This is a genomic window from Neisseria sicca, assembly GCF_014054945.1.
Taxonomy (GTDB): Bacteria; Pseudomonadota; Gammaproteobacteria; order Burkholderiales; family Neisseriaceae; genus Neisseria; species Neisseria sicca.
In genome coordinates this window covers 761,144-781,627 of record NZ_CP059566.1, presented here as the reverse complement: position 1 = coordinate 781,627, position 20,484 = coordinate 761,144, and the positions used below count along the sequence as shown (strand labels likewise).

Genomic DNA, 20,484 nt, shown 5'->3' with positions numbered 1-20,484 from the left:
GAAACATGAATCCTAAATCCCTCTACCGCGCCGCCCTGCTCGAATGCCTCAGTTATGTCTGTTCTGACGAAGCCTACGCCGCCTACCGCAAACTCGCCAAAAAAGGCTGCCCAGACGGCTGGTTCGGTCTCGGCAATGCCCGCCAGTACGGCGAAGGCGCCAAACCAAACCTCACCAAAGCCGAAAAATATTACCGCCGTGCCGCCAAACTCGGTCACCCAAAAGCAAAGGAATCCCTCGGCCGCCTGTACGAATTTGCAGAAAAGCCCGACTACCGCCGCGCCCGCAAATGGTATACACGTGCCTTTAAGCAACACAGTATTACAAACCCCGATATAGCCTATGCAGCCTACCGCCTCGGCTGGCTGAACGAGCGCGGCCTCGGCTGCAAAAAAGACATTAAGACAGCCTGCCTGCTTTACCGCAAAGCAGCCAAAGCAGGTTGCGCCGAAGCTCAACGCGCTCTCGGCTACCTATACGATAAAGACCTCGGTCTGCCCCGAAACTACACCAAAGCCTACAAATGGTACGCCCGCGCTGCCCTACAAGCGGATGAAACCGCCTGCAACAACATAGGCTTCCTCTACTACAACGGCAACGGCGTGCGCCGCAGCAAAAAACAGGCGAAAAAATGGTACAAACTCGCCGCCCGCGCGGGCAGCATCATCGCATTATCCAACCTCGGTATCCTCTATGAAGATGCAGGTCGTCTGAAAAAAGCCGCCCGCTACTACCGCCGTGCCGCCGAGGCAGGCAACAAATATGCCGCCAAGCAATTGAAGCGGCTGGAGAAGAAAAAGTCTGCACAATAAACTGAGGTCGTCTGAAAACGGAATGTCGCGTTTTCAGACGACCTTTTACCTACTTCCCTCCAAAACCTCCAGCCATGTCTCCAGTCCGTATTCAAGCGATGTTTTGGTTTTTAAATCTAATTTTTTCATCAGCCGCTTTTCGTTCTCCACATGCGGAAACAAAGCTTTCTCAATCAATTCTTTGCCTTTATCGGTCAAACGCACCAGCATACTTCGCGCATCGTCGGGGTTGGGCAGGCGGTCAATTAGCCCTTGGTTTTCCAAGTTTTTCAGGCGCGTAGTCATGGTACCTGATGTTACCATCAGCGAGGAGAACAGTTCGGTCGGGGTGAGAGTGTAGGGGGCGCCGCTACGGCGCAGGGTGGCGAGTACGTCAAAGGAGCCTTCGGCGAGTCCGTATTGTGCGTAAACTTTGTCCAGCTCGCGGGAAATCAGGGCGGCGGTGCGTTTCAGACGACCTATTAAAAGCATATTTTCGGCTGCCAATTCGGGCATTTCGCGTTTCCATTGAGCTACGGCAAGGGCGGGGGCATCGGCGTGTGCGGTCATGTTTTTCCTTTTAGGCAGTGGGTTTGCCGTTATTTTATCTTGATTTCAAGCCAATTTCCATTTGATATTTAGCTTGATTTCAAGACAATTTAACGAGGATAACCATGGTCGCCGACAAACAAGCCGTAATCCCAGCACTGCGCGCCGAACTCAAACCTTTGGCATGGGGCGTGGCGGAAAAGATTGCCGATTGCAGCCATTTTGTGATTTTGTTGGCGCGCACGCAGGCTGCCATGCAGGCGGTTATCAGGAGAAAATCTGGGGGGCGTGCATGGGATGTCGTCTGAAACCGTCGCCATGATGCAGGGCTTTTTCAGGCAGTTTGCCGAATCGGATTTCGCCATTGCGGGTAATGCGCACGCTTTTGGTGACTGGGCGGCAAAGCAGACCTATATCGCCCTTGCCAATATGATGACCACCGCCGCGCTTATCGGCATCGATTCCACGCCGATTGAGGGTTTTCAAAAGGCAAATGTGGAAAAACTGCTTGCCGACAAAGGCTTAATCGGCCCGCGCGAATACGGCGTCAGCGTGATGGCGGCATTCGGCTACCGTGCGGACGAACCTAAGCGCGCCAAAACGCGTCAGGCGGTGGGGGATGTTGTTCAGTGGGTGGAATAATCGGCGGTGGTTTGGGGGCTTTCAGACGAGGTTTGGAGGCTGTTTGAAAAACCGTAGGGTGGGCATTCTTGCCCACCTTTTTCATTTTAAGCGATAAAGAGTATGCTAAAATAATTAAAATTTGAGACCTTTGCAAAAAAGCCCTTCCTCCGACAACCGAAACCCCAACACAGGTTTTCGGCTGTTTTCGTTTCAAATATCCACTGATTCTACCCAAACACCCCCTTAATCCTCCCCGGACGCCCCATAATCAGGCATCCGGGCCGCCTTTTAGGCGGCAACAGGCACACTTAGCCTGTTAGCCGCTTTCAACAGGTTCAAACACATCGCCTTTAGATGGCTTTGCGCACTCACTTTGAGCAGACCAAAATAGGCTGCCCGGGCGTAGCGGAATTTACGGTGCAGCGTACCGAAGCTTTGTTCGACCACATAACGGGTCTTCGACAAATATCGGTTGCGTTTGGTTTGCACTTCCGTCAGCGGACGATTGCGGTGGGCTTTGCGCATAATGCCGTCTAACAACTGATGCTCTTCCAGATGTTGCCGGTTTTCCTTACTGTCGTAGCCTTTATCGGCATAGACGGTCGTACCTTCGGCAATGCCTTCCAGCAAAGGCAACAGGTGGTTGCACTCATGGGTATTGGCGGGGGTAATCTGCAGTTTCTCGATATAGCCTTCCTCATCGGTGCGGGTATGTTGTTTGTAACCGAGTCTGTATAAACCGTTTTTCTTTGTCCAACGGGCATCTTTGTCCTTACTCGGTGTGGTTTGTCCGCTGACTTGTCCTTCTTCATCGACTTCTATGGCCTGACGCTGTTTGCTGCCGGCGGTCTGAATAATGGTGGCGTCAACGACGGCGGCGGATGCCTTCTCTACTTTTAGGTTTTTTTCGGCCAGTTGTCGGTTAATCAGTTCCAGCAATTCGGACAGGGTGTCGTCTTGCGCCAGCCGGTTGCGGTAGCGGCATAAGGTGCTGTAATCGGGGATGTTCAGTTCGTCAAAACGGCAAAACAGGTTGAAATCGATGCGGGTGATGAGGCTGTGTTCGAGTTCGGGATCGGAGAGGCTGTGCCATTGTCCGAGCAGGACGGCTTTGAACATGGACAACAGGGGATAGGCAGGACGCCCTCGGTGGTCTCTAAGGTAACGGGTTCTTTGACGATTCAGGTATTGTTCGATCGGCTGCCAATCAATCACCTGATCCAACTTCAATAGCGGGAAGCGGTCGATGTGTTTGGCAATCATGGCTTGTGCGGTTTGCTGGAAGAAGGTGCTCATGGAAAATCCCCTAAATGTCTTGGTGGGAATTTAGGGGATTTTGGGGAATTTTGCAAAGGTCTCGGCCCGCGCGAATACGGCGTCAGCGTGATGGCGGCATTCGGCTACCGTGCGGACGAACCTAAGCGCGCCAAAACGCGTCAGGCGGTGGGGGATGTTGTTCAGTGGGTGGAATAATCGGCGGTGGTTTGGGGGCTTTCAGACGAGGTTTGGAGGCTGTTTGAAAAACCGTAGGGTGGGCATTCTTGCCCACCTTTTTCATTTTAAGCGATAAAGAGTATGCTAAAATAATTAAAATTTGCTTATTGAACAAAGAATAAAATGAAATTTACTCAAGCCGACATTGATTCCATCATAACCGCTCAAGAAAACGATAACCTGACTGTTTTTATCGGGGCGGGATTTTCCAAATTTTCTGAAACGGCAACAATCAAATTTCCCTCTTGGGGAGAGTTGATGATTGCTTTAAAGAATGATTTAAATACCCAAGAAACAGATTTTCTCAAAATAGCAGAGCTATACTATCTTGAATTTGGTGAGTACAAGCTATATCAAAAATTGAGAGAATTTGTACCTTTGCATGCAGAACCATCAGATCTTCACCTTCAAGTATTTCAATTATTAAAACCCAAATATGTTATCACCACCAATTGGGACAACCTGCTGGAAAAAACAGTTTCCAATAATGGATTATTTTATGATGTTATTAAGACAGAATCTGATTTAATAAAATCTAACCTGCCAAAAAAACTAATTAAAGTTCATGGTAGTTTTGATACCCATAATATTGTCTTTAAAGAAGATGATTATTTAAATTACAGTATCAACAATCCCATCTTTGATAACTTTTTAAAGCATATATTATCTACTACTACAGTCTTGTTTTTAGGCTATTCATACAGTGATAGCAACTTGAAGCAAATCATTAAATGGATTGAAAAAAATTCAGAAGTTTCCCCTCCGAGATTTTTGTTGCAAAAAGAAAATTATTCTTCACAAAGAAAATATCTTGAAAATCATGGTATAAAGGTGCTTGCCCCTGTATCTTCTTCTAAAAATCATGAGTACAAGTACTTATATGAACATTTCTTTTCCGCTATAAAAAACACGAAAGGTGGAATCATATTAGATAATAATGAAGTGTCAGATACGGATGTAATAAACTATTTTTATAAAAAATTTAGTTGGATTGGCTGAATTAAATTGTTTATTACCGGAACAAATTACATATTTATTCTCAAATTGTACAGTTGAGTATCATCAAAATTGCTTTGGGCTATATTTTCATAGCAACCTTCTAACAACAGATTATGATCCAGATGTGAGAAAAATATACAGCAAATTTTTTGATATAATTAAAATCCCTGAAAAATTAGAACAATATTCAGATAAGCTAAATACTATTTTTAGTTGTTTCCTTTCTGCCAGGGTATTGTTTATAAAAAATTCTGAGATGCCAATTAATATTTATGATTTAATTAAAGATAAAAGCAGTGAATCAGAAGATTCGAATTGCTTCTATGAATTTATATCATTTTCTAAGTCTATGCCTAGAACCTTATTTTCTTTGCTCACATATAGTGCCAACTCTATAAATAAAGACATGCTCAAAGAGCCTGGGATATCAAATGAAAATATAGCATTGTTCAAGCATTTATCATTAGCTATAACAGTTAACTTAGCAAAGAAACAATATTTGTCTGCGATAATTTCTAAATTCAACAAATCAATAGTAAAAAGAAAGTTAGAATTAGAAAATAACTCAAATTTAGATAGTCAAAATAGACTTATAAAAGAAGATGACTATGATATTACAAGTGAACTGATTGATAATGACTATCCACCAATGTACAGAGAATACATTCAACCATTAGTCGATTTATTAGGGTTTAAGTCTATATATAAATTCTATTATTATTCAATTGTTGATAATGAAGAACATCTAAATTTGGAAGAAAATAAAAAGAATGGCGGTTTTGGGTTTACTGATAAAGAGCAACGCTCTAATGATATATTAATTCAACTGCTAAATTTTTGTGCCTATAATGATGTTGCTTTGGATGCTTATACAGAATTTCAAAAGCTGATGCAATCGTATGTTTTGGGAAAAATTAAAATTCATGAAGTAAGAGAAAAATTTGAATTAACAAAAGTCGATCTATTTATTCTTATTAAATATTTTAAGTTCAAAGACCTTTGGCCGGTTATCGTTAAACGTGTTTTAGGTTTTGTTAAAGATGAACCCCAAGAGGGAAATGGTGATAAATTTTTATCATTTTCTCAGGATGAAAAAGATTATCTAGCAGATGCTTTTAAGAATTTATCAGATTTATTTATCATATATGGTCATTACTTTTATTCAAATACGATTTCTAATTCGTTTTTAAATTTAATTATGATTATAGGGTTGGTCAAATGGGAAAGTACGGAGCTAGATAAGTTTTTAGAATCTATAAATTCTATATTCTTAAAAGGAAGCATTCCTATTGATTACGCTAGTTCAGTGAATTATTTTATCTTACTCCAGTATAAACTATATAAAACAAACAGCCCTAAAATTTTAGAGTTGGTTGATGTTATATTAGAAGGCTTTATCTCAGGTAAATTTAGAAAACATTTTTACCAAAGTATAAACAATGATCTCTCATCTGTTTATCGATATGCCTATGTAACTTCTATGCAATATACAAATGTAAAACTAGTAGAAAAAGCATTATTTTCTCTTGATAATGATTTTGAGAAAAATCTGGAGATGCAACGATATTTTTTGGAAAAAATTTTTCTACCTATTTATCAAATATCAAATACCGACATTAAAGAACTGTTCACACCGTATTTTGATAAAGTACGAATTTCAGATTGGAATCAAGTCAGTAAAGGCCAGTTGTACGAAGAAATACTCTGTGAATTAGACTTTTTGCAATATGGTTTTGAAGTGAAACAAGAATTTATAGATTTTATGACTCATTGGATAAAAAATGATTTAAACAAGGTAGGTGGAGCAGAAAAACTTCTTAAGTTTATTGACTTTTTGATTACTTCCAGAAATATTTCTCAGTTGGAGGAATTGAGAGGGTTATTAAAAGAAAAAATACAGTCTATTATTGACAGTGCTGAGAACACCCAACAAACCACATAATCCATTAAAGGGTGTATGGAGATAAAGGTTGTCTGAAAACGAACGAAGTGAGTTTCGCTAAAAAACTAATCCGTTTTCAGGCGACCTTCCATTAACCCTTTCTACCCAACCACACAAACACGCCCAAGCCAATGAATGAGAGTACCGCGCCTGCGGTGCCGACGTAAGCCAAGCCGAAGTGGTTGATGACGAGGCTGCCTGCGAACGATCCGAAGGCGATGGCGAGGTTGAAGCCTGCGATGTTTAAGCCTGCGGCGACGCTGTCGGAGGTGTTGTGCTGGTGTGCGGTCTGCAATAAAAAGGCTTGCAAGGACGGCACGATGGCGAAGGTGAAGAAGCCCAATACCGCGACCAAAATTTTCATCAGAATCGGCGAGCCACCAAGCCAAGAAATCAGCAATGAAGAGAGGGCAAGCATTGAGATTAAGACGATGTTGGCACGGCGGATGTCGAATCTGTCGGTGAGTTTGCCGTCTGCAAGGTTGCCGATTGCCGCGAAAATGCCGAACAGCAACATATACACGCCGACCATGCTGTTTTCTTCGCCTGTGATTTGGGCGATGAACGGGGCGATGTAGGTGTAGGTGGCGAACGCGCCCGCGTAGGCAAACAGGGTTACGCTTGCGGCTTTTAATAAGGCTTTGTCAAACAAAATTTTAATGCTGGAAAGTGGATGAACGGGCTGTTCGGTTTTGAGCGGATCTTTCATGCCGAACAGCAAACCGACAAAGCCGAGGAAGCCGAAGAAGGCAATCACCATCAAGACCCAACGCCAATTCATCACGCCCCCCCCCCCAAAAAAATAGGTGCTGAGCGGTACGCCGAACGCCATGGCAAGGGTGAAGCCGCTGAATACAATCGCCACGGCGGTTGCCGCTCTTGCCTTGCCCACCAAACGGGCGGCGGTGCTGGACTCAACGGCGAGGAACAGGCCGTGTCCCAATCCTGCGGCGAATCGGACGAGGTTCATCAGTGCCAATTCGCTGAATAAAGCGGTCATCAGACTGCCGAGCGAAAAAATCACCGCCGTTGCCAGCATCACGCTTTTGCGGCTGAAACCGTTGGAAAGTGCGGTTAGAATCGGGGCGGAAACCGTCGCCCCAAGGCATATAGCTGCTCACAATCATACCGATGTCGGCGGCAGGCACGTTCAAGCCCTGCGACATCACGTCCACCAAGCCGATCGGCACAAATTCCGCAACCCGAGGGCGAAAGAAGAAATCGTAAAAATATAAATGACAAAAGGCATATCAAACTCCGTTAATTAAGATTTTTATGAAGTGTAATGCCTTTTAACCAATAAGAAAAATAATGAGAAAAATAGCAGATATAAACTGATTTATACTAAACCTTCCAACAGCCGCTGTTTCACATACTGCATATTTCGCGGCAACACGCGGTGTTTGTGCCAAACCAGATAGAGCGGCGACGGGGCGGTGTCGTCCGCATTATTCAGCACCAAAAGCCTGCCCGCCTGAATTTCCTGCGTGCAATGGTAATCGGACAGCACGCTCCAGCCCATGCCTTCCACCACCATCTGTTTGACAATGCGTAAATCCGGCACGGTCAAGGCAGCCTGAAATGGCGGCGGCTCGCGAAAAAGCGTCTGCCACAACGGTGTCAAACCCGATAATTCCTCGTCGAAACTGATAAAAGGCAGTTGCGACAGCCGCTCTTTATTCGGCGTTTTACCGATTTTATGGGTAAGTGCGGGGGCATACACCAGCAGCGGCTTTTCCGCAAACACCGTTTCATAAGCGTAATGCTGCTCATCGGGCTTGCTTGCCGTAATCGCAAAATCAATTTGGCGGCTTTCCAGCAACTGATAAAGCTTGCTACGGTTGCCCATTTGCAGGCGGACGGAAAAGCCGTCCGAAAGCAGCCCTTGCAGCACCTTCACCATCTGATAATGCACAAAGTCTGCAGGCGCCGCAAGATGCACCACCTCGCCGCTGACCGCTCCAAAACGAAAGCCCGACAGCTTCTGTTCCAAGGTATCCAAACTCGCCGCCACCGAATTCGCCAGATTGTCCGCCACCTCCGTCGCCGCCACACCGCGCGCCAAACGGACAAACAAAGGCTTACCGATAAAACTTTCCAAAGACTGAATCTGCTGCGACACTGCAGGCTGCGTAATACTGATTTGCGCCGCCTTGGGAAAAGACTGCTGGCGGTACATTTCCAAAAACGTGCGACGATGGTTGATGTAAGACATAAATAAATTTATTGGATTAGATGGATTGAAAAGGTAATTTATCAGAAATGCGTAGGATTGGCTATTTGCAAGAGGGCGGGTGGTCGAAAAGGTCGTCTGAAAACGCACTTCCCAAACCTGCGGACTAAGCTATCTTGATTTCAAGCTAATTATATTTTATTATTTATCTTGATTTCAAGTTAAATAACCCAAGCCTTCAGGAACAACGCCATGACAAGCCGCGCCGCCATTCTTCTTTCCACCGCGCTTGCACCCGTGATTTGGGGCAGCACTTATCTGGTTACCACCGAATTTCTGCCGACCGATCGCCCATTTACCGCCGCGCTGATACGCGTGTTGCCCGCTGGGCTCTTGCTGTTGGCGTGGACGCGGCGCATACCCAAACGCGATGAATGGGCGACGGTTGTCTTGCTCGGTTTTTTGAACATCGGCTTTTTCCAAGCTATGTTGTTTGTGGCGGCGTATCGCTTGCCGGGTGGACTGGCAGCGGTGTTGAGTTCGACGCAGACGCTGATGGTGCTGGTGTTCACTTGGTTAATCGGCAAAACCATGCCGCCGAAAGCGGCTTGGGCTTGGTCGGCGGCAGGGGTTTTGGGGATTGCGCTTTTGGTTTTGTCGCCGCAGGCGCGCTATGACGGGACGGGTATTTTGGCGGCATTGGCGGGCGCGGCGGCGATGGCATTGGGCGTGTATTTGTCGAAACACCGCCGCACTTCGCTGCCCGTGTTGGCGTTTACCGGCTGGCAGCTTTTCATCGGCGGCTTGTTTTTACTACCCGTCGCCCTGCTTGCCGAACCGCGGCTCGAATCTTTAAGCCCCGCCAATATCGGCGGCTATCTGTATTTGAGCCTGTTTGGTGCCGTATTGGCTTATGTGTTGTTTTTCAGAGGAATCGCCAAACTTTCGCCTGCTGCGGTTTCGTCGCTGGGATTGCTCAGCCCTGTCTCGGCATTTATCTTGGGCTGGCTGTTTTTAGGGCAAGGGATGGACGCGAAGTCGCTGGCGGGATTTACGTTGGTGTTGGTATCGATATTCGGCTGCAGCGGGCAGTCATGAAAAAGGTCATCTGAAAACAGCCTTGAAGCCTTCAAGCTGCGTTTTCAGACGACCTTTTGCGCTGGTCGGTTTATTTCTTCAAGAATGCCCGTTTCAGAATAATCAGCCAATCTTTTTTATCCAAAACAGGACGTTGTGTAAACATATCGTATTTGCTGCCGTCCAGTTTCTGCAAAATCAGTTGTCCGCCGACAATAATCATCCGCAATTCAAATCCCAAACGGCCTTTCAGCGTTTTACCCAAGGGCGAGCCGCCCTTGAGCATTTGGAACGCGCGGTTGCACTCATACGCCATCAGTCTTTGGAACGCAAAATCCGCTTTGCCTTCGGCAATTTGCGTTTCGCTGACATTAAATTTTTGCAAGTCGTCCTGCGGGATATAGACGCGGCCTTTCTGCCAATCGACGGCAACGTCCTGCCAAAAGTTGATGAGTTGCAGCGCAGTGCAGATACCGTCGCTTTGGGCGATGCTGACTTCGTCGGTTTGTCCGTACAGGTGCAGCATAATGCGCCCGACCGGACTGGCAGAACGGCGGCAGTAGTCAATCAGGTCGCCAAAATCCTGATAACGGGTTTTGACAACATCCTGACTGAATGCGGACAAAAGATCGTAAAACGGCTGCAGCGGCAGCTTGAAAGGCACGATGGCTTCACGTTGCAAACGTTGCATTAGCGGGGTCAGCGGCGTTTCGCCACGCTGTATGCGGTCGAGTTCGGATTTGAGTTCGTCCAAAGCGCGCAAACGTTCATCGGCTTCGGCATTGCCTTCATCAGCGAGGTCATCCGCAGTGCGCGCAAAAGCGTAAACGGCATGGGTAGGCTTGCGCAGGCGGCGCGGCATGACAAGCGAGCCGACGGGGAAATTTTCGTAATGGTTGACGGACATAGATATTTGAAATTCGGTATTGGGGTCGTCTGAAAGTATGAGCTGCATTGCTCAAATGGCTTGCCGACGGCACGGAGCACTTCCAAACCTGTATTAACAACTCGACAAGATTCTAACACAACGCATTATTTTATTAATGATTTAACTGTATACTCGCATAGAAATCCAAACTTAAAACCACAAAATTACCCTGTTTTCCCAATTCAGACGACCCTTTCCACAAAACGGATTTTAGCTACGGCAAAAACTATATTGAGATAACAAACCACCATCCGGAAATAGGCTGTCCCATCCAAACTTAACCCGAAACCATGCCTCCCTCGTTCCTCAATATATCCGTAAACACTTGATTCGCTTATAATCCCCATACTTCCAAGTAAGCGGAGACTACGATGGACATGATGACTTTCACGAATATTTTCTTAATCGTGCTATGTATTTTCACCATGCTGCTGGTGTGGTCGCGAAATTGGAAGCGCAAGCAGGCGTATTTTGAAAAAATCAAAAGCAATCCGGACAATCTGAAATGGCTCGAACAAAATCTGACCGGAAAAGAAACAGCAGACCTCAAAAACATCAACGAGCATTTCGGGCTGCCTTTGCTGCAAGCGAAGCAATTACTTGAATACTACAAGCAGCAGTCGGAAAAATAATCTATCGTAAAAAATAATCTATGGTTTAAAACAGGTGGGCTGAATTCAGTCCGCCTTTTTTACCCGTTTCAAAAAAATCTTTTATTTCTGTATTGACAGAAATAAAAGATAAAAATAAAATACCCTCACTATGAAACTGAATCCAACCACTGAAAAATTTATCCTCCACTGGGGCGAAATGGGCACCAAATGGGGCGTCAACCGTACCGTTGCGCAAATCCATGCCCTGCTCTACATCTTAGGCAGACCGATGAATGCCGAAGAAATTACCGAAACGCTCGGCGTAGCGCGCTCCAATGTCAGCAACAGCATCAAAGAGCTGCAAAATCTGAGGCTGGTGCATACCGTGCATATCTTGGGCGACAGGCGCGATCATTTTGAAACTTCAGACGACGTCTGGACTTTGTTCCGCACTATCGCAGAAATGCGCATGCAGCGTGAAATCGAACCGACGCGGCAATTTTTGCAAAGCCTGATCGACAGCCCTGAATTTAGTCAGGAAAATGAAACCGCCAAACAGCGAATCCGGCAAACCCATGATTTCATCAATACGCTGACCATATGGGCAAATGAAATGTTGAAGCTTTCCACCTCAACCATGGTAAAAATTTTAAAAATAGGCGCCGGAATACAAAAATTTTTCCGATGATGTCGCCCCAATTGGTTTACAAGACACAACCCCCGGTTTCTCTTACTCAATCATAGGTGTGTTATGGCACATTCAATAGAAGATTATTTCGACTATCCGAGAGGCAGAGTCATCATCGTTTATACTGTATCTACGGTATTTTTTGCATTTAGTATCGGCTACTATGCTTTATTCTTTACCGTACCGGCCCTAATTTGCGGTTTGATCTTAAGCTTGACGTCTACATACAGGGACTTACGCGGCCTTATCCGGGCAATCATAACCGGATCATTATGCGGTTGTCTGTATCTTTTACTGTTTGGTGCAGATTTTGTCACCAACCTCCTAGCCGGCGTGGTAATAGGCGGTACTTATTCTTTGATTGTTGGCGTTTTGAGCTTGCCCAATCCTCCGGGGGAGGATGATATTCAGGAACCTGCCTAATTTTTTTACCCCTATATTTCTATTTTGACAGAAATTTTAGAAATTACAGGCTAAATATATAAACAAATCGAAATGAAATTAGGAAACCAATATGCCCTACAGCACTACACACACTCTCCCTGCCTACCTGTCTTACTCGATGGGGTTGTTATGGCTGTGGAGCGGTACCCAACCTCTGTTTTTCATGCCCGAAATGTCATTGGATTTGCTGCATTCGGTCGGCATTCCCGATCCGTTGCAATGGCCGACATTAATCGCCGCTTCACTATTGGACATCGGTTTTGCCTTTTTATGCTTCAGCCGCCTTCGCGCCCGTCCCGAAATATGGCTGCTGCAATTGCTGACCGTCGCGGCATACAGCCTGATTATTGCTTTCAGGCTGCCCGAAATGTGGGCGCACCCTTTTGCGCCTTTGGTAAAAAACCTGCCGATTATGGCTACTTTATTTTTCCTGTATCAATCCGTAGGAGATAAAAAATGAACACTTATTTAATCGTTAAAACCCTGCACATCATCTCAGCTACCTTAATGGTCGGCACCGGTTTTGGTACGGCGTTTTACCTCTTTTGGGCAAACCGCAGCGGTTCGGTCGCCGCGCAGTCGGTCGTATCACATTGGGTCATCAAAGCAGATTGGTGGTTTACGACCCCCGCCGTCATTTTCCAACCCTTGTCCGGTTTATGGATGCTGTACGAACGCGGCTATACCGTTTCCACCATGCTGGAACAAAATTGGGTATGGATGACGCTCGGTTTATACATCCTTGCAGGCATTTGCTGGCTGCCCGTTGTCTGGCTGCAAATCCGTATGGCAAAGATTGCCGAACAAGCGCATAAAGAAAACGCAGACACCATTCCGGAACCCTATTGGCGTTATGCCAGACGCTGGGAATTGCTGGGCTATCCCGCCTTTTGCGCCACTATCGTGATTTACTTCCTGATGGTGATGAAACCGATTTAAAGATTTTCAGACGACCTCAGCAACACCATAAAGAAAAACCATGAACATCATCATTTTCGGAGGCAGCGGCTTCATCGGCAGCCGTACCGCCCAAATCTTAAAAGAACAAGGTCACCAAGTTTGGACGCCCGACCGCCGCGCCTTCGATTTTCTTCATCCTGACGAAACCGCCGCACGCCGTTTATTAGAGGGGCAAGACGTCCTCATCAACTGCATCGGCATCATGAGCCGTCATGCCGAAATACTCGAAACCGTACACCACCGCACGCCCAAACAACTCGCCGCATGGGCAAAAGCAACAAGCATAAAACACTGGGTGCAACTATCCGCACTGGGTGCCGACCCATCTCAACCCATCAACTTTGTCGGCAGTAAAGGACGTGGAGATGATGCCGTCGCCCAAAGCGGCATCCCGATTGCCATAGCCCGACCATCCGTCGTTTACGGGCGAGGGGGAACCAGCTGCGAACTGTTCATCAAATTAGCCCGCCTCCCTTTGCTTCCCCTACCGGAAGGCGGACGCTTTTACTTACAGCCCGTACATCTTGCCGATGTTGCCGAAGGTTTGGCAAAACTGGCCGTCCAAACCGACACCGACCATAGCATCATCAATATGACCGGCAGCCAAACGCTGACCTTGGCGGAATACCTGACCACGCTCCGCCAAACCCTGCACCACAAACCGCCGCAACATATCCTGCCCATCCCCCTGCGCCTGATTGACCCTGCGCTGCCGTTGGCAAACACCCTCAGCAACGGCATCATCAGCCGTGACAGCTTTGCCCTGCTCAAACAAGGCTCATGCGCCGATTATTCTGATTTTGCAGCTTTATTGGGGAGAGCGCCATTAGCTGCGGAAAACTTTTTCCGTCAAGGCTGAATCAGCCATACACACAAAAAGGTCGTCTGAAACCGCCCCGCCTAAAGCCGGTTTCAGACGACCTTTTGCCCTAATACAAGAGACCGCTGATACAATAAAGCGCCCGTATGAAAAATATTTTGCTACAATATGTAATTGTATGTTACATAAGCAGTATATCATCAATAAAATAATATTTTCATCACGGCTCATATCATGGCTCAGATTAAATTTAAAACACATCTTAAATGCATCCTACTTGCTTCCATCTTGCTCTCCGGCTGTCAAACCGCCTTTGAAGAAGATCAAACCCGGCGCAGCAAAATTACCCAATTCGCCCTCAATCACCCCGTAGCGGCGCAAGCCATCGGCATGGAAGACACAGGCTCCTTCAATATCAGCAGCAATGCCACACGCTTTGCCTACCGCAGCGGCTTAGACGATACTGCCAACGGAGATGGCAAAGGCACACAGGTCAATGCCGTGCGCCAAGCCCTGTGGCAAGCCGCCATTACCTCCCAATTCGACAACGTAATCGCCGAAGAAGCAGGTAATGCCTACCTTGCCGACATCAAAATCCGCGAAGGGAAAATCAACTATTTCAGCCGTTACCTCGCGGATCAGGCAGTTGACCAACGCAACAACCGTATCGGCCGCAGCATCGGCAGCGGCAGACCCAATACCGACATGAAGGCCCTTGCCGAAAGTGTTTTGCTCTATTACCACAAAATCGGCTTGTGGACCGCATCGGAAACGCGTACCAACGGCCGCAAAGTATGGCGCATCACGCAAGAGAAACTCAGCCCTACCGCCTACCGCGAAGCCATGAAAAATATCGAACCGTTGGATGCCGAAGGCTTGCGCGAGGAAGAGCGCAATATGCCCAAACCCGACAAAATCGACTCGATTTCCAAAACGGTTAAAGCCATCAGAAAAGTAAAAGACTGATTTTTCGACACTCTGTGCAAATTTTGAGTAATTCATCAAAACGGCGTAAACTGCAACAAACCCATTTTCAGACGACCCCTGCTTGCAAAGAGGTCGTCTGAAAACATTTCTCCTGCCGATTCAGCCGTTTCCAGAAGGACAAAGGACGATTATGAACTTCCCACCGCGTTACGTTTCCGCCACCCGTATGCGCCGCATGCGCAAAGACGACTTTTCCCGCCGCCTGATGCGCGAACACACCCTGACCGCAGACGATTTGATTTACCCCGTCTTCGTACTCGAAGGCAGCAATCAGGAAGAAGCCGTCCCCTCCATGCCCGGCGTGAAGCGGCAAAGCCTGGACAAATTATTGTTCACCGCCGAAGAAGCCCTCAAGCTCGGCATCCCCATGCTGGCACTCTTCCCCGTCGTTACCCGAAATAAAACCGACTTGGCGGAAGAAGCCTACAACCCCGAAGGACTCGTTCCTACCGTCGTGCGCACCCTGCGCGAGAAATTCCCCGAACTCGGCATCATGACCGACGTCGCCCTCGACCCCTACACCATCCACGGGCAAGACGGACTGACCGATGCAAACGGCTACGTCCTCAACGACGAAACCATCGAAGTTTTGGTGAAACAAGCCTTGTGCCACGCCGACGCTGGTGCGCAGGTCGTCGCCCCGTCCGACATGATGGACGGCCGCATCCTCGCCATCCGCGAAGCCCTTGAAGACGCAGGACACATCCACACCCGCATCATGGCGTATTCCGCCAAATATGCCTCCGCTTTTTACGGCCCGTTCCGCGATGCGGTCGGCAGTTCTGGCAATTTGGGTAAAGCCGACAAGAAAACCTACCAAATGGACCCCGCCAACACCGACGAAGCCCTGCATGAAGTCGCCCTCGACATTCAGGAAGGTGCGGATATGGTGATGGTCAAACCCGGCCTGCCCTATCTTGACGTTGTCCGCCGCGTCAAAGACGAGTTCGGCGTACCAACCTACGCCTACCAGGTTTCCGGCGAATACGCCATGCTTCAAGCCGCGATTCAAAACGGCTGGCTGGACGGCGAAAAAGTCATACTCGAAAGCCTGCTCGCCTTCAAACGCGCCGGCGCCGACGGCATCCTGACGTATTACGCCGTCGAAGCGGCAAAGATGTTGAAAAAATAAAACGACAGCAAAATGCCGCCGGTTTGCACAGAATGCCCGGCGGCATTTACATTAAGGCATTTGCCTGACAAAATTTATTACAACGGAATGAATAATCAGGTAATTTCTGGTAAAATACTGCAACTCTCAAGCAAACACTTACAGCATCCGTTTTATATAGTGGATTAAATTTAAATCAGGACAAGGCGACGAAGCCGCAGACAGTACAGATAGTACGGAACCGATTCACTTGGTGCTTCAGCACCTTAGAGAATCGTTCTCTTTGAGCTAAGGCGAGGCAACGCCGTACTGGTTTAAAGTTAATCCGCTATAAAATTCAAAACATATACAATAAAATGAATACAACAACCGCCGATACACTATTCCGGGAAGCTCACTCATTCATGACCCAAAATCCGCCCGATTTTGCCGCCGCAGTCCCACTATTGCAAAAAGCGGCAGACGAAGGGCATACGGAAGCAGAATTCCATCTTGCAGGCTGCCTGCTGCAAGGGCAAGGCATCCCTGCCAACCGAGAAGCCGGCATACGCCTGATGCAGCAAGCGGCGCGTGACGGTCATCCCTACGCCAGCTACAACCTTCTTCAAATCCAAGAAGCACAAGGCATGCCGCTCAATACCCTGCTTCCCTCCTATCGGGAATTGGCAGAAGCAGGCATTATCGAAGCACAGCTCAAGCTGATGCGCGCTTATCATGACGCAGGTCAACACAAAGAAGCCGTCGATTGGGCCATACTCGCCGCGCGTCAGCAAAATCCCCAAGCCCTATATTTCTTAGGCCAGCATTGCCAATACACCTCGCCGCCCGATTATCCCCAATCACACCAGCTCTACCAACTTGCCGCCAAACAAGGATTTACGCCTGCCAATTGGCAGCTCGGATTGCAATACAAGCTCGGTCAAGGCGTGGCACCGGACCTTGAACAAGCCGCCCAACACCTGTACATCGCGGCAAGTGACAACATCGCGCCTGCACAAGTTGCCCTTGCGGAAATTCTGCTCCCGACCCACCCCGATAAAGCCATCCAATGGCTGGAAACCGCCGCCAGACAAAACAGCAGCGATGCTTACGCCAAGCTCGCAGAAATCCATCTGCTGGGCAAAGACATCCCGAAAGACACGGATAAAGCACGCCGCTACGCCAAAGCAGCCGCCCGCCGCAATCATCCCGAAGCGCTGCGTTTGCTCGGCGATATCTACCGCTACGGACTGGGCATCCTTCCCGAACCCTCCAAAGCGCGCCATTACTATCAGCTTGCCGCTGATTTGGGCAATCTTGCCGCACACCAAAAACTACTCGCGGACATTGCCCTGAACAATAAGCAAAACTATCCCCAAGCCAAAGAACACGCGCTGCAACGCCAACAGGCGGAGCAATTCTATCAGCTGGCTTTTGCCGCCCATTACGGTCTGAACCGCGCTCCCGACCATGCCGAAGCACTGACGCTCTATCAGCAGGCCGCAGATTTGGGACACAGCAAAGCGCAAACCAATCTCGGCATGATGTACTACAACGGTCATGGAACAGAGACCGACTATACCCAAGCCGCCAAATGGTTCGCGCAGGCAGCGCAGCAAAAAGACACAATGGCGCAATACAACCTCGCCTGCCTCTATTTCCACGGAACAGGCGTCCGCCGCAACACAGCCTTAGCCTGCCGTTGGCTTGAAACTGCCATTAACGACGGTCACGAGCAGTCTGAAATCCTCAAGCAACTGCTGGCGCATTGGAAACAACAACTTCCATAACATTGCCCGCGTGGCAACATTTCTCCGAAGAAGCTGCCAACGTTTGGGAATCCCTCTAAACCATTGTCTCTGCGTTGCGATTAATGGGGTGCCGTTCTACGATAAGTCATATCACTTGCCCCATTCAAACAACAATATAAAAGGTCGTCTGAAAACCCTGATTGAGGATTTTCAGACGACCTTTGTCTTTACTAATTGCCTGTTTGGATATTAGAAATCCAATTCCGCTTTCAGCCAGTAAGTACGCGGCATGCCGACGACGGCGAAGCTGCGGTCGTATTGGCCGCGCTGTACCTGCCAGTAGTTTTTGTTGAACAGGTTTTCTACCGAGCTGCTGACGGTCAGGGTGTTTTTACCCAGTTTGGTTTTGTAGCGCGCGCCTACGTCAACCAAGGTATAGGATGGGAAGGCGTATTGCTTTTGAGTGTCTTGGTAAGACTTGCCGAAGTACGAAACGTTGCCGTTCAAGGTCAAGCCTTTGGCAAACGGGGTGTCCCATTCCACGCCCGCTTTGGCAATCACGCGCGGGTTGGCGACTTGCACGCCGTTAACAAGATTGTCGGCGAAATTCGGGTAATCTTTTACGGTCGATTGCAGATACATCAAACCAAAGCTCGGACGCAGGGTTTTGTTCAACAAATTGGCATAGGTATTGAACTCGATACCGCGGCTGCGTTCTATGCCTTGCTCCGAACCGCTATAAGCCAAGCCTGCATTTTTGCGCGCTGCGAAATCAGTTCCTGAAGTCGTGTTGCCGCGCCAGTAGCCCGGGCGTTTGATTTGGAACGCGTTTAAAGTGGTGACAAAGTCGCCCCAGTTTTTGCGTACGCCGACTTCAAATTGGCGGCTGACGCGCGGATCTGCCATCGTTACATGACCGTCGTCATCGGTACGGATGTCGGACGGCTCCAAATCTTCCATATAGTTTCCGTAAACCACCAAATCAGGCTGCGGAACCCATGCCGCCATCAACATCGGGCTGAAACGGCTTGCATCCGCTTTGCGGCCGTTTAATTTGTTTTTCTGCTCGACGGCTTGGAAACGCCCGCCCAAAGTGAGTCGGTATTTGTTGTCGGCAAAACCAAGCGTGTCAGATACCGCCAAACTGTTTACTTTGATTACGGTATCCAATGAAGGCGTTGCACTCCACGCGCTTCCTAAGTTGGAATCCAATTTTGCCAATTGGGTCGGAATATCAAGGCTTGGATCGATAACGCTGCTTCTTGTTTGACGTGCTCCTTGATAAGTAGTACGTTTGCGGTCGATTCGGTCAAATGCGGCACTCCAGTTGTGGCTCACCGGACCGGTTTCAAATTCGCCGCGTGCAGTCAGATTCATACTGAGCGTTTTGAAACGCTGGTCGGTCAAACGCGCGCGACCCGAATTGTAGGTCAAACCGCTGCTCGTAACGGTAGGAGAGGCGAAATTACCGTAATAGCGCGCATTGTTGTAGCCGATACCGCCTGTAATTTGGGCATTTTCAAACGCATCCCATTCGAAGGTCAGCATATTCGTTTGACCGCGCGTGTTTTGAGCCTGCCAGCTCGGCGCCAAATTCACTTTGCCTTCAGGTGCGGCAAACAAGCGTCCGTTGGCGTTTTGAATGTCCTGCATACGTGCGCGACCGCCGTTGGTTTTGCGTTTGGCGTAGATGGAGTCGAACGCCACGCGCAGTGTTTCGCCGCGGTAGTCGGCATTTAAAGCAAATTCTTTATTGTCTTCGCTGTAACCATGGCGCGGGGTGTCGCCGTGGCGCAGTTTGCCGTTGGCGCGTACGCCGAATTCTTTGTTTTCGCCGAAACGTTGACCCAAGTCGAATGTGCCTTGTGCGCGGTTGTTGCTGAACCAGCCCAGACCGATTTTGCGGTTGCCTTCATCGGCGGCTTTTTTGGTTTCGATATTGACGGAGCCGGATACCGCGCCTTCGGGGTCCATGCCGTTTACGGCGGTGGACGCGCCTTTAATCAATTGCGCGGAGCCGACATGTACGCTGGCTGTGCCTTGCGTGCCGTACATACCTGCCAAACCGTTGACGCTGAATTGGCGCGCATCAAGCTGATAACCGCGGAAATACAGGCCGGTCAGCGTGTTGCTTTCTCCGCCAAACTGCCAAACGGAAGCGTCTTTTTTTGCTACGGCATCCACCAAAGTACGCGCTTCGGTGTTGTTAAGGGCTTGTTCGTCGTAGTTGACGACGGTAATCGGCGCGGTAAAAGCGTTGGCTTTGCCCAATACGCCCAAATTTACGCGGTCGCGCAAGTCGCCGTCGCTGGCGATGGAGTAAGAGCGGGCGGCTTTGACGCGTTTGGCGTCGGCGCGGACATGGACTTCCTGCAACTGCTGTTGCACAGGGGTTTCAGGTGTCGCTTCATCGGCGGCATAAGAAAACGCGCTCATAATCAAAAGCGGCATCAGGGCTAATTTGCTGTTCATAGATTCCTTCTGTCTCTGAGGTGGGTTATTTTTATTGCAATAAGCGTTAAAAATCACAAAGTAATTTTGCTGCGGAATTATATTTGATAACATTCTGCTTTT

The 20,484-nt window shown here is 48.3% G+C and carries 22 protein-coding genes; 16 read left to right on the top strand and 6 right to left on the bottom strand.

Going from position 1 to position 20,484, the window contains the following annotated elements:
* Positions 1-5: 5 nt before the first annotated feature.
* The gene (locus H3L95_RS03820) at positions 6-812 is read left to right on the top strand and encodes a tetratricopeptide repeat protein (protein WP_003759878.1); all 807 of its coding nucleotides are present in this window, start codon (positions 6-8) and stop codon (positions 810-812) included.
* A 45-nt stretch (positions 813-857) separates the two neighbouring features.
* Here H3L95_RS03820 and H3L95_RS03815 read toward each other — a convergent pair whose 3' ends face one another.
* On the bottom strand, positions 858-1,361 hold the full coding sequence (locus H3L95_RS03815; RefSeq protein WP_003759877.1) for a MarR family winged helix-turn-helix transcriptional regulator: 504 nt from the start codon (positions 1,359-1,361) through the stop codon (positions 858-860).
* Positions 1,362-1,465: 104 nt separating this feature from the next.
* Here H3L95_RS03815 and H3L95_RS13750 point away from each other — a divergent pair, with 104 nt between their 5' ends.
* Both H3L95_RS13750 and H3L95_RS13745 read left to right on the top strand, forming a co-directional pair.
* Positions 1,466-1,648: a nitroreductase family protein gene (locus H3L95_RS13750; protein ID WP_003759875.1), complete on the top strand. Its 183-nt coding sequence runs from the start codon at positions 1,466-1,468 to the stop codon at positions 1,646-1,648.
* Positions 1,638-1,982, top strand: coding sequence for a nitroreductase family protein (locus tag H3L95_RS13745; protein WP_003759872.1), 345 nt, complete (start codon positions 1,638-1,640; stop codon positions 1,980-1,982). The genes H3L95_RS13750 and H3L95_RS13745 overlap by 11 nt, the downstream gene beginning before the upstream one ends.
* Before the next feature lie 270 nt (positions 1,983-2,252).
* Here H3L95_RS13745 and H3L95_RS03805 read toward each other — a convergent pair whose 3' ends face one another.
* Complete coding sequence (locus tag H3L95_RS03805) at positions 2,253-3,260, bottom strand: IS5 family transposase (protein ID WP_182096158.1); 1,008 nt, start codon at positions 3,258-3,260, stop codon at positions 2,253-2,255.
* On the opposite strand from H3L95_RS03805, the gene H3L95_RS13740 reads away from it, so the two are divergent.
* The 3 genes from H3L95_RS13740 to H3L95_RS03790 all read left to right on the top strand — a co-directional run bounded on the left by H3L95_RS13740 (position 3,213) and on the right by H3L95_RS03790 (position 6,399).
* Positions 3,213-3,437 (top strand): nitroreductase family protein, encoded by a 225-nt coding sequence (locus H3L95_RS13740; RefSeq protein WP_003760612.1) that lies wholly within the window; start codon positions 3,213-3,215, stop codon positions 3,435-3,437. The two genes, H3L95_RS03805 and H3L95_RS13740, sit on opposite strands and share 48 nt — an antisense overlap.
* Positions 3,438-3,581: 144 nt before the next feature.
* Positions 3,582-4,457 carry an SIR2 family protein gene (locus tag H3L95_RS03795; RefSeq protein ID WP_003760616.1) on the top strand — a complete coding sequence of 292 codons (876 nt, stop codon included), beginning with the start codon at positions 3,582-3,584 and terminating at the stop codon, positions 4,455-4,457.
* Complete coding sequence (locus tag H3L95_RS03790) at positions 4,450-6,399, top strand: hypothetical protein (RefSeq protein ID WP_128887950.1); 1,950 nt, start codon at positions 4,450-4,452, stop codon at positions 6,397-6,399. Before H3L95_RS03795 ends, H3L95_RS03790 begins: the two co-directional genes overlap by 8 nt.
* Positions 6,400-6,490: 91 nt before the next feature.
* Here H3L95_RS03790 and H3L95_RS03785 read toward each other — a convergent pair whose 3' ends face one another.
* A complete protein-coding gene (locus H3L95_RS03785; protein ID WP_259345836.1) occupies positions 6,491-7,480 on the bottom strand; it encodes an MFS transporter in 990 nt (329 codons plus the stop codon).
* A gap of 258 nt (positions 7,481-7,738) precedes the next feature.
* The gene (locus H3L95_RS03780) at positions 7,739-8,614 is read right to left on the bottom strand and encodes a LysR family transcriptional regulator (protein ID WP_040668927.1); all 876 of its coding nucleotides are present in this window, start codon (positions 8,612-8,614) and stop codon (positions 7,739-7,741) included.
* Positions 8,615-8,824: 210 nt separating this feature from the next.
* On the opposite strand from H3L95_RS03780, the gene H3L95_RS03775 reads away from it, so the two are divergent.
* On the top strand, positions 8,825-9,670 hold the full coding sequence (locus H3L95_RS03775; RefSeq protein WP_003760627.1) for an EamA family transporter: 846 nt from the start codon (positions 8,825-8,827) through the stop codon (positions 9,668-9,670).
* Between the two features lie 70 nt (positions 9,671-9,740).
* On the opposite strand, the gene hpnC is transcribed toward H3L95_RS03775, so the two are convergent.
* Positions 9,741-10,556, bottom strand: a complete 816-nt coding sequence (hpnC, locus tag H3L95_RS03770) for a squalene synthase HpnC (protein WP_040668930.1) — start codon at positions 10,554-10,556, stop codon at positions 9,741-9,743.
* A 392-nt stretch (positions 10,557-10,948) separates the two neighbouring features.
* Here hpnC and H3L95_RS03765 point away from each other — a divergent pair, with 392 nt between their 5' ends.
* The 9 genes from H3L95_RS03765 to H3L95_RS03725 all read left to right on the top strand — a co-directional run bounded on the left by H3L95_RS03765 (position 10,949) and on the right by H3L95_RS03725 (position 17,949).
* Positions 10,949-11,209, top strand: a complete 261-nt coding sequence (locus tag H3L95_RS03765; protein ID WP_003760631.1) for a hypothetical protein — start codon at positions 10,949-10,951, stop codon at positions 11,207-11,209.
* 130 nt (positions 11,210-11,339) lie between these two features.
* Entirely contained in the window at positions 11,340-11,858 is a 519-nt protein-coding gene (locus tag H3L95_RS03760) for a GbsR/MarR family transcriptional regulator (RefSeq protein WP_003760633.1), read from the top strand.
* 63 nt (positions 11,859-11,921) lie between these two features.
* Positions 11,922-12,281 (top strand): hypothetical protein, encoded by a 360-nt coding sequence (locus tag H3L95_RS03755; protein WP_003760637.1) that lies wholly within the window; start codon positions 11,922-11,924, stop codon positions 12,279-12,281.
* A 91-nt stretch (positions 12,282-12,372) separates the two neighbouring features.
* On the top strand, positions 12,373-12,762 hold the full coding sequence (locus H3L95_RS03750) for a DoxX-like family protein (RefSeq protein ID WP_040668932.1): 390 nt from the start codon (positions 12,373-12,375) through the stop codon (positions 12,760-12,762).
* Positions 12,759-13,241 carry a DUF2269 family protein gene (locus H3L95_RS03745; RefSeq protein ID WP_003760641.1) on the top strand — a complete coding sequence of 161 codons (483 nt, stop codon included), beginning with the start codon at positions 12,759-12,761 and terminating at the stop codon, positions 13,239-13,241. The genes H3L95_RS03750 and H3L95_RS03745 overlap by 4 nt, the downstream gene beginning before the upstream one ends.
* A gap of 40 nt (positions 13,242-13,281) precedes the next feature.
* Entirely contained in the window at positions 13,282-14,121 is an 840-nt protein-coding gene (locus H3L95_RS03740; RefSeq protein WP_003760644.1) for an NAD-dependent epimerase/dehydratase family protein, read from the top strand.
* A gap of 195 nt (positions 14,122-14,316) precedes the next feature.
* Positions 14,317-15,048, top strand: a complete 732-nt coding sequence (locus tag H3L95_RS03735) for a DUF6973 domain-containing protein (RefSeq protein WP_003760647.1) — start codon at positions 14,317-14,319, stop codon at positions 15,046-15,048.
* A 151-nt stretch (positions 15,049-15,199) separates the two neighbouring features.
* Positions 15,200-16,201 (top strand): porphobilinogen synthase, encoded by a 1,002-nt coding sequence (gene hemB / locus H3L95_RS03730; RefSeq protein WP_040668933.1) that lies wholly within the window; start codon positions 15,200-15,202, stop codon positions 16,199-16,201.
* Between the two features lie 335 nt (positions 16,202-16,536).
* Positions 16,537-17,949 carry a tetratricopeptide repeat protein gene (locus tag H3L95_RS03725; RefSeq protein WP_003760652.1) on the top strand — a complete coding sequence of 471 codons (1,413 nt, stop codon included), beginning with the start codon at positions 16,537-16,539 and terminating at the stop codon, positions 17,947-17,949.
* Positions 17,950-18,159: 210 nt separating this feature from the next.
* Here the strand turns inward: H3L95_RS03725 and H3L95_RS03720 are convergent, their stop codons facing one another.
* The gene (locus tag H3L95_RS03720) at positions 18,160-20,382 is read right to left on the bottom strand and encodes a TonB-dependent receptor (protein ID WP_040668934.1); all 2,223 of its coding nucleotides are present in this window, start codon (positions 20,380-20,382) and stop codon (positions 18,160-18,162) included.
* Positions 20,383-20,484: the final 102 nt, after the last annotated feature.

What these genes read in the sequence shown, in the direction of transcription:
- H3L95_RS03795 (WP_003760616.1), top strand. Translation starts at nt 3,582, where the DNA reads ATGAAATTTACTCAAGCCGACATTGATTCCATCATAACCGCTCAAGAA.
- H3L95_RS03745 (WP_003760641.1), top strand. Translation starts at nt 12,759, where the DNA reads ATGAACACTTATTTAATCGTTAAAACCCTGCACATCATCTCAGCTACC.
- hpnC (WP_040668930.1), bottom strand. Translation starts at nt 10,556, where the DNA reads ATGTCCGTCAACCATTACGAAAATTTCCCCGTCGGCTCGCTTGTCATG.
- H3L95_RS03755 (WP_003760637.1), top strand. Translation starts at nt 11,922, where the DNA reads ATGGCACATTCAATAGAAGATTATTTCGACTATCCGAGAGGCAGAGTC.
- H3L95_RS03820 (WP_003759878.1), top strand. Translation starts at nt 6, where the DNA reads ATGAATCCTAAATCCCTCTACCGCGCCGCCCTGCTCGAATGCCTCAGT.
- H3L95_RS03735 (WP_003760647.1), top strand. Translation starts at nt 14,317, where the DNA reads ATGGCTCAGATTAAATTTAAAACACATCTTAAATGCATCCTACTTGCT.
- H3L95_RS03760 (WP_003760633.1), top strand. Translation starts at nt 11,340, where the DNA reads ATGAAACTGAATCCAACCACTGAAAAATTTATCCTCCACTGGGGCGAA.
- H3L95_RS03805 (WP_182096158.1), bottom strand. Translation starts at nt 3,260, where the DNA reads ATGAGCACCTTCTTCCAGCAAACCGCACAAGCCATGATTGCCAAACAC.
- H3L95_RS03750 (WP_040668932.1), top strand. Translation starts at nt 12,373, where the DNA reads ATGCCCTACAGCACTACACACACTCTCCCTGCCTACCTGTCTTACTCG.
- hemB (WP_040668933.1), top strand. Translation starts at nt 15,200, where the DNA reads ATGAACTTCCCACCGCGTTACGTTTCCGCCACCCGTATGCGCCGCATG.
- H3L95_RS03775 (WP_003760627.1), top strand. Translation starts at nt 8,825, where the DNA reads ATGACAAGCCGCGCCGCCATTCTTCTTTCCACCGCGCTTGCACCCGTG.
- H3L95_RS13745 (WP_003759872.1), top strand. Translation starts at nt 1,638, where the DNA reads ATGTCGTCTGAAACCGTCGCCATGATGCAGGGCTTTTTCAGGCAGTTT.
- H3L95_RS03765 (WP_003760631.1), top strand. Translation starts at nt 10,949, where the DNA reads ATGGACATGATGACTTTCACGAATATTTTCTTAATCGTGCTATGTATT.
- H3L95_RS03780 (WP_040668927.1), bottom strand. Translation starts at nt 8,614, where the DNA reads ATGTCTTACATCAACCATCGTCGCACGTTTTTGGAAATGTACCGCCAG.
- H3L95_RS03815 (WP_003759877.1), bottom strand. Translation starts at nt 1,361, where the DNA reads ATGACCGCACACGCCGATGCCCCCGCCCTTGCCGTAGCTCAATGGAAA.
- H3L95_RS03720 (WP_040668934.1), bottom strand. Translation starts at nt 20,382, where the DNA reads ATGAACAGCAAATTAGCCCTGATGCCGCTTTTGATTATGAGCGCGTTT.
- H3L95_RS03725 (WP_003760652.1), top strand. Translation starts at nt 16,537, where the DNA reads ATGAATACAACAACCGCCGATACACTATTCCGGGAAGCTCACTCATTC.
- H3L95_RS03740 (WP_003760644.1), top strand. Translation starts at nt 13,282, where the DNA reads ATGAACATCATCATTTTCGGAGGCAGCGGCTTCATCGGCAGCCGTACC.
- H3L95_RS13750 (WP_003759875.1), top strand. Translation starts at nt 1,466, where the DNA reads ATGGTCGCCGACAAACAAGCCGTAATCCCAGCACTGCGCGCCGAACTC.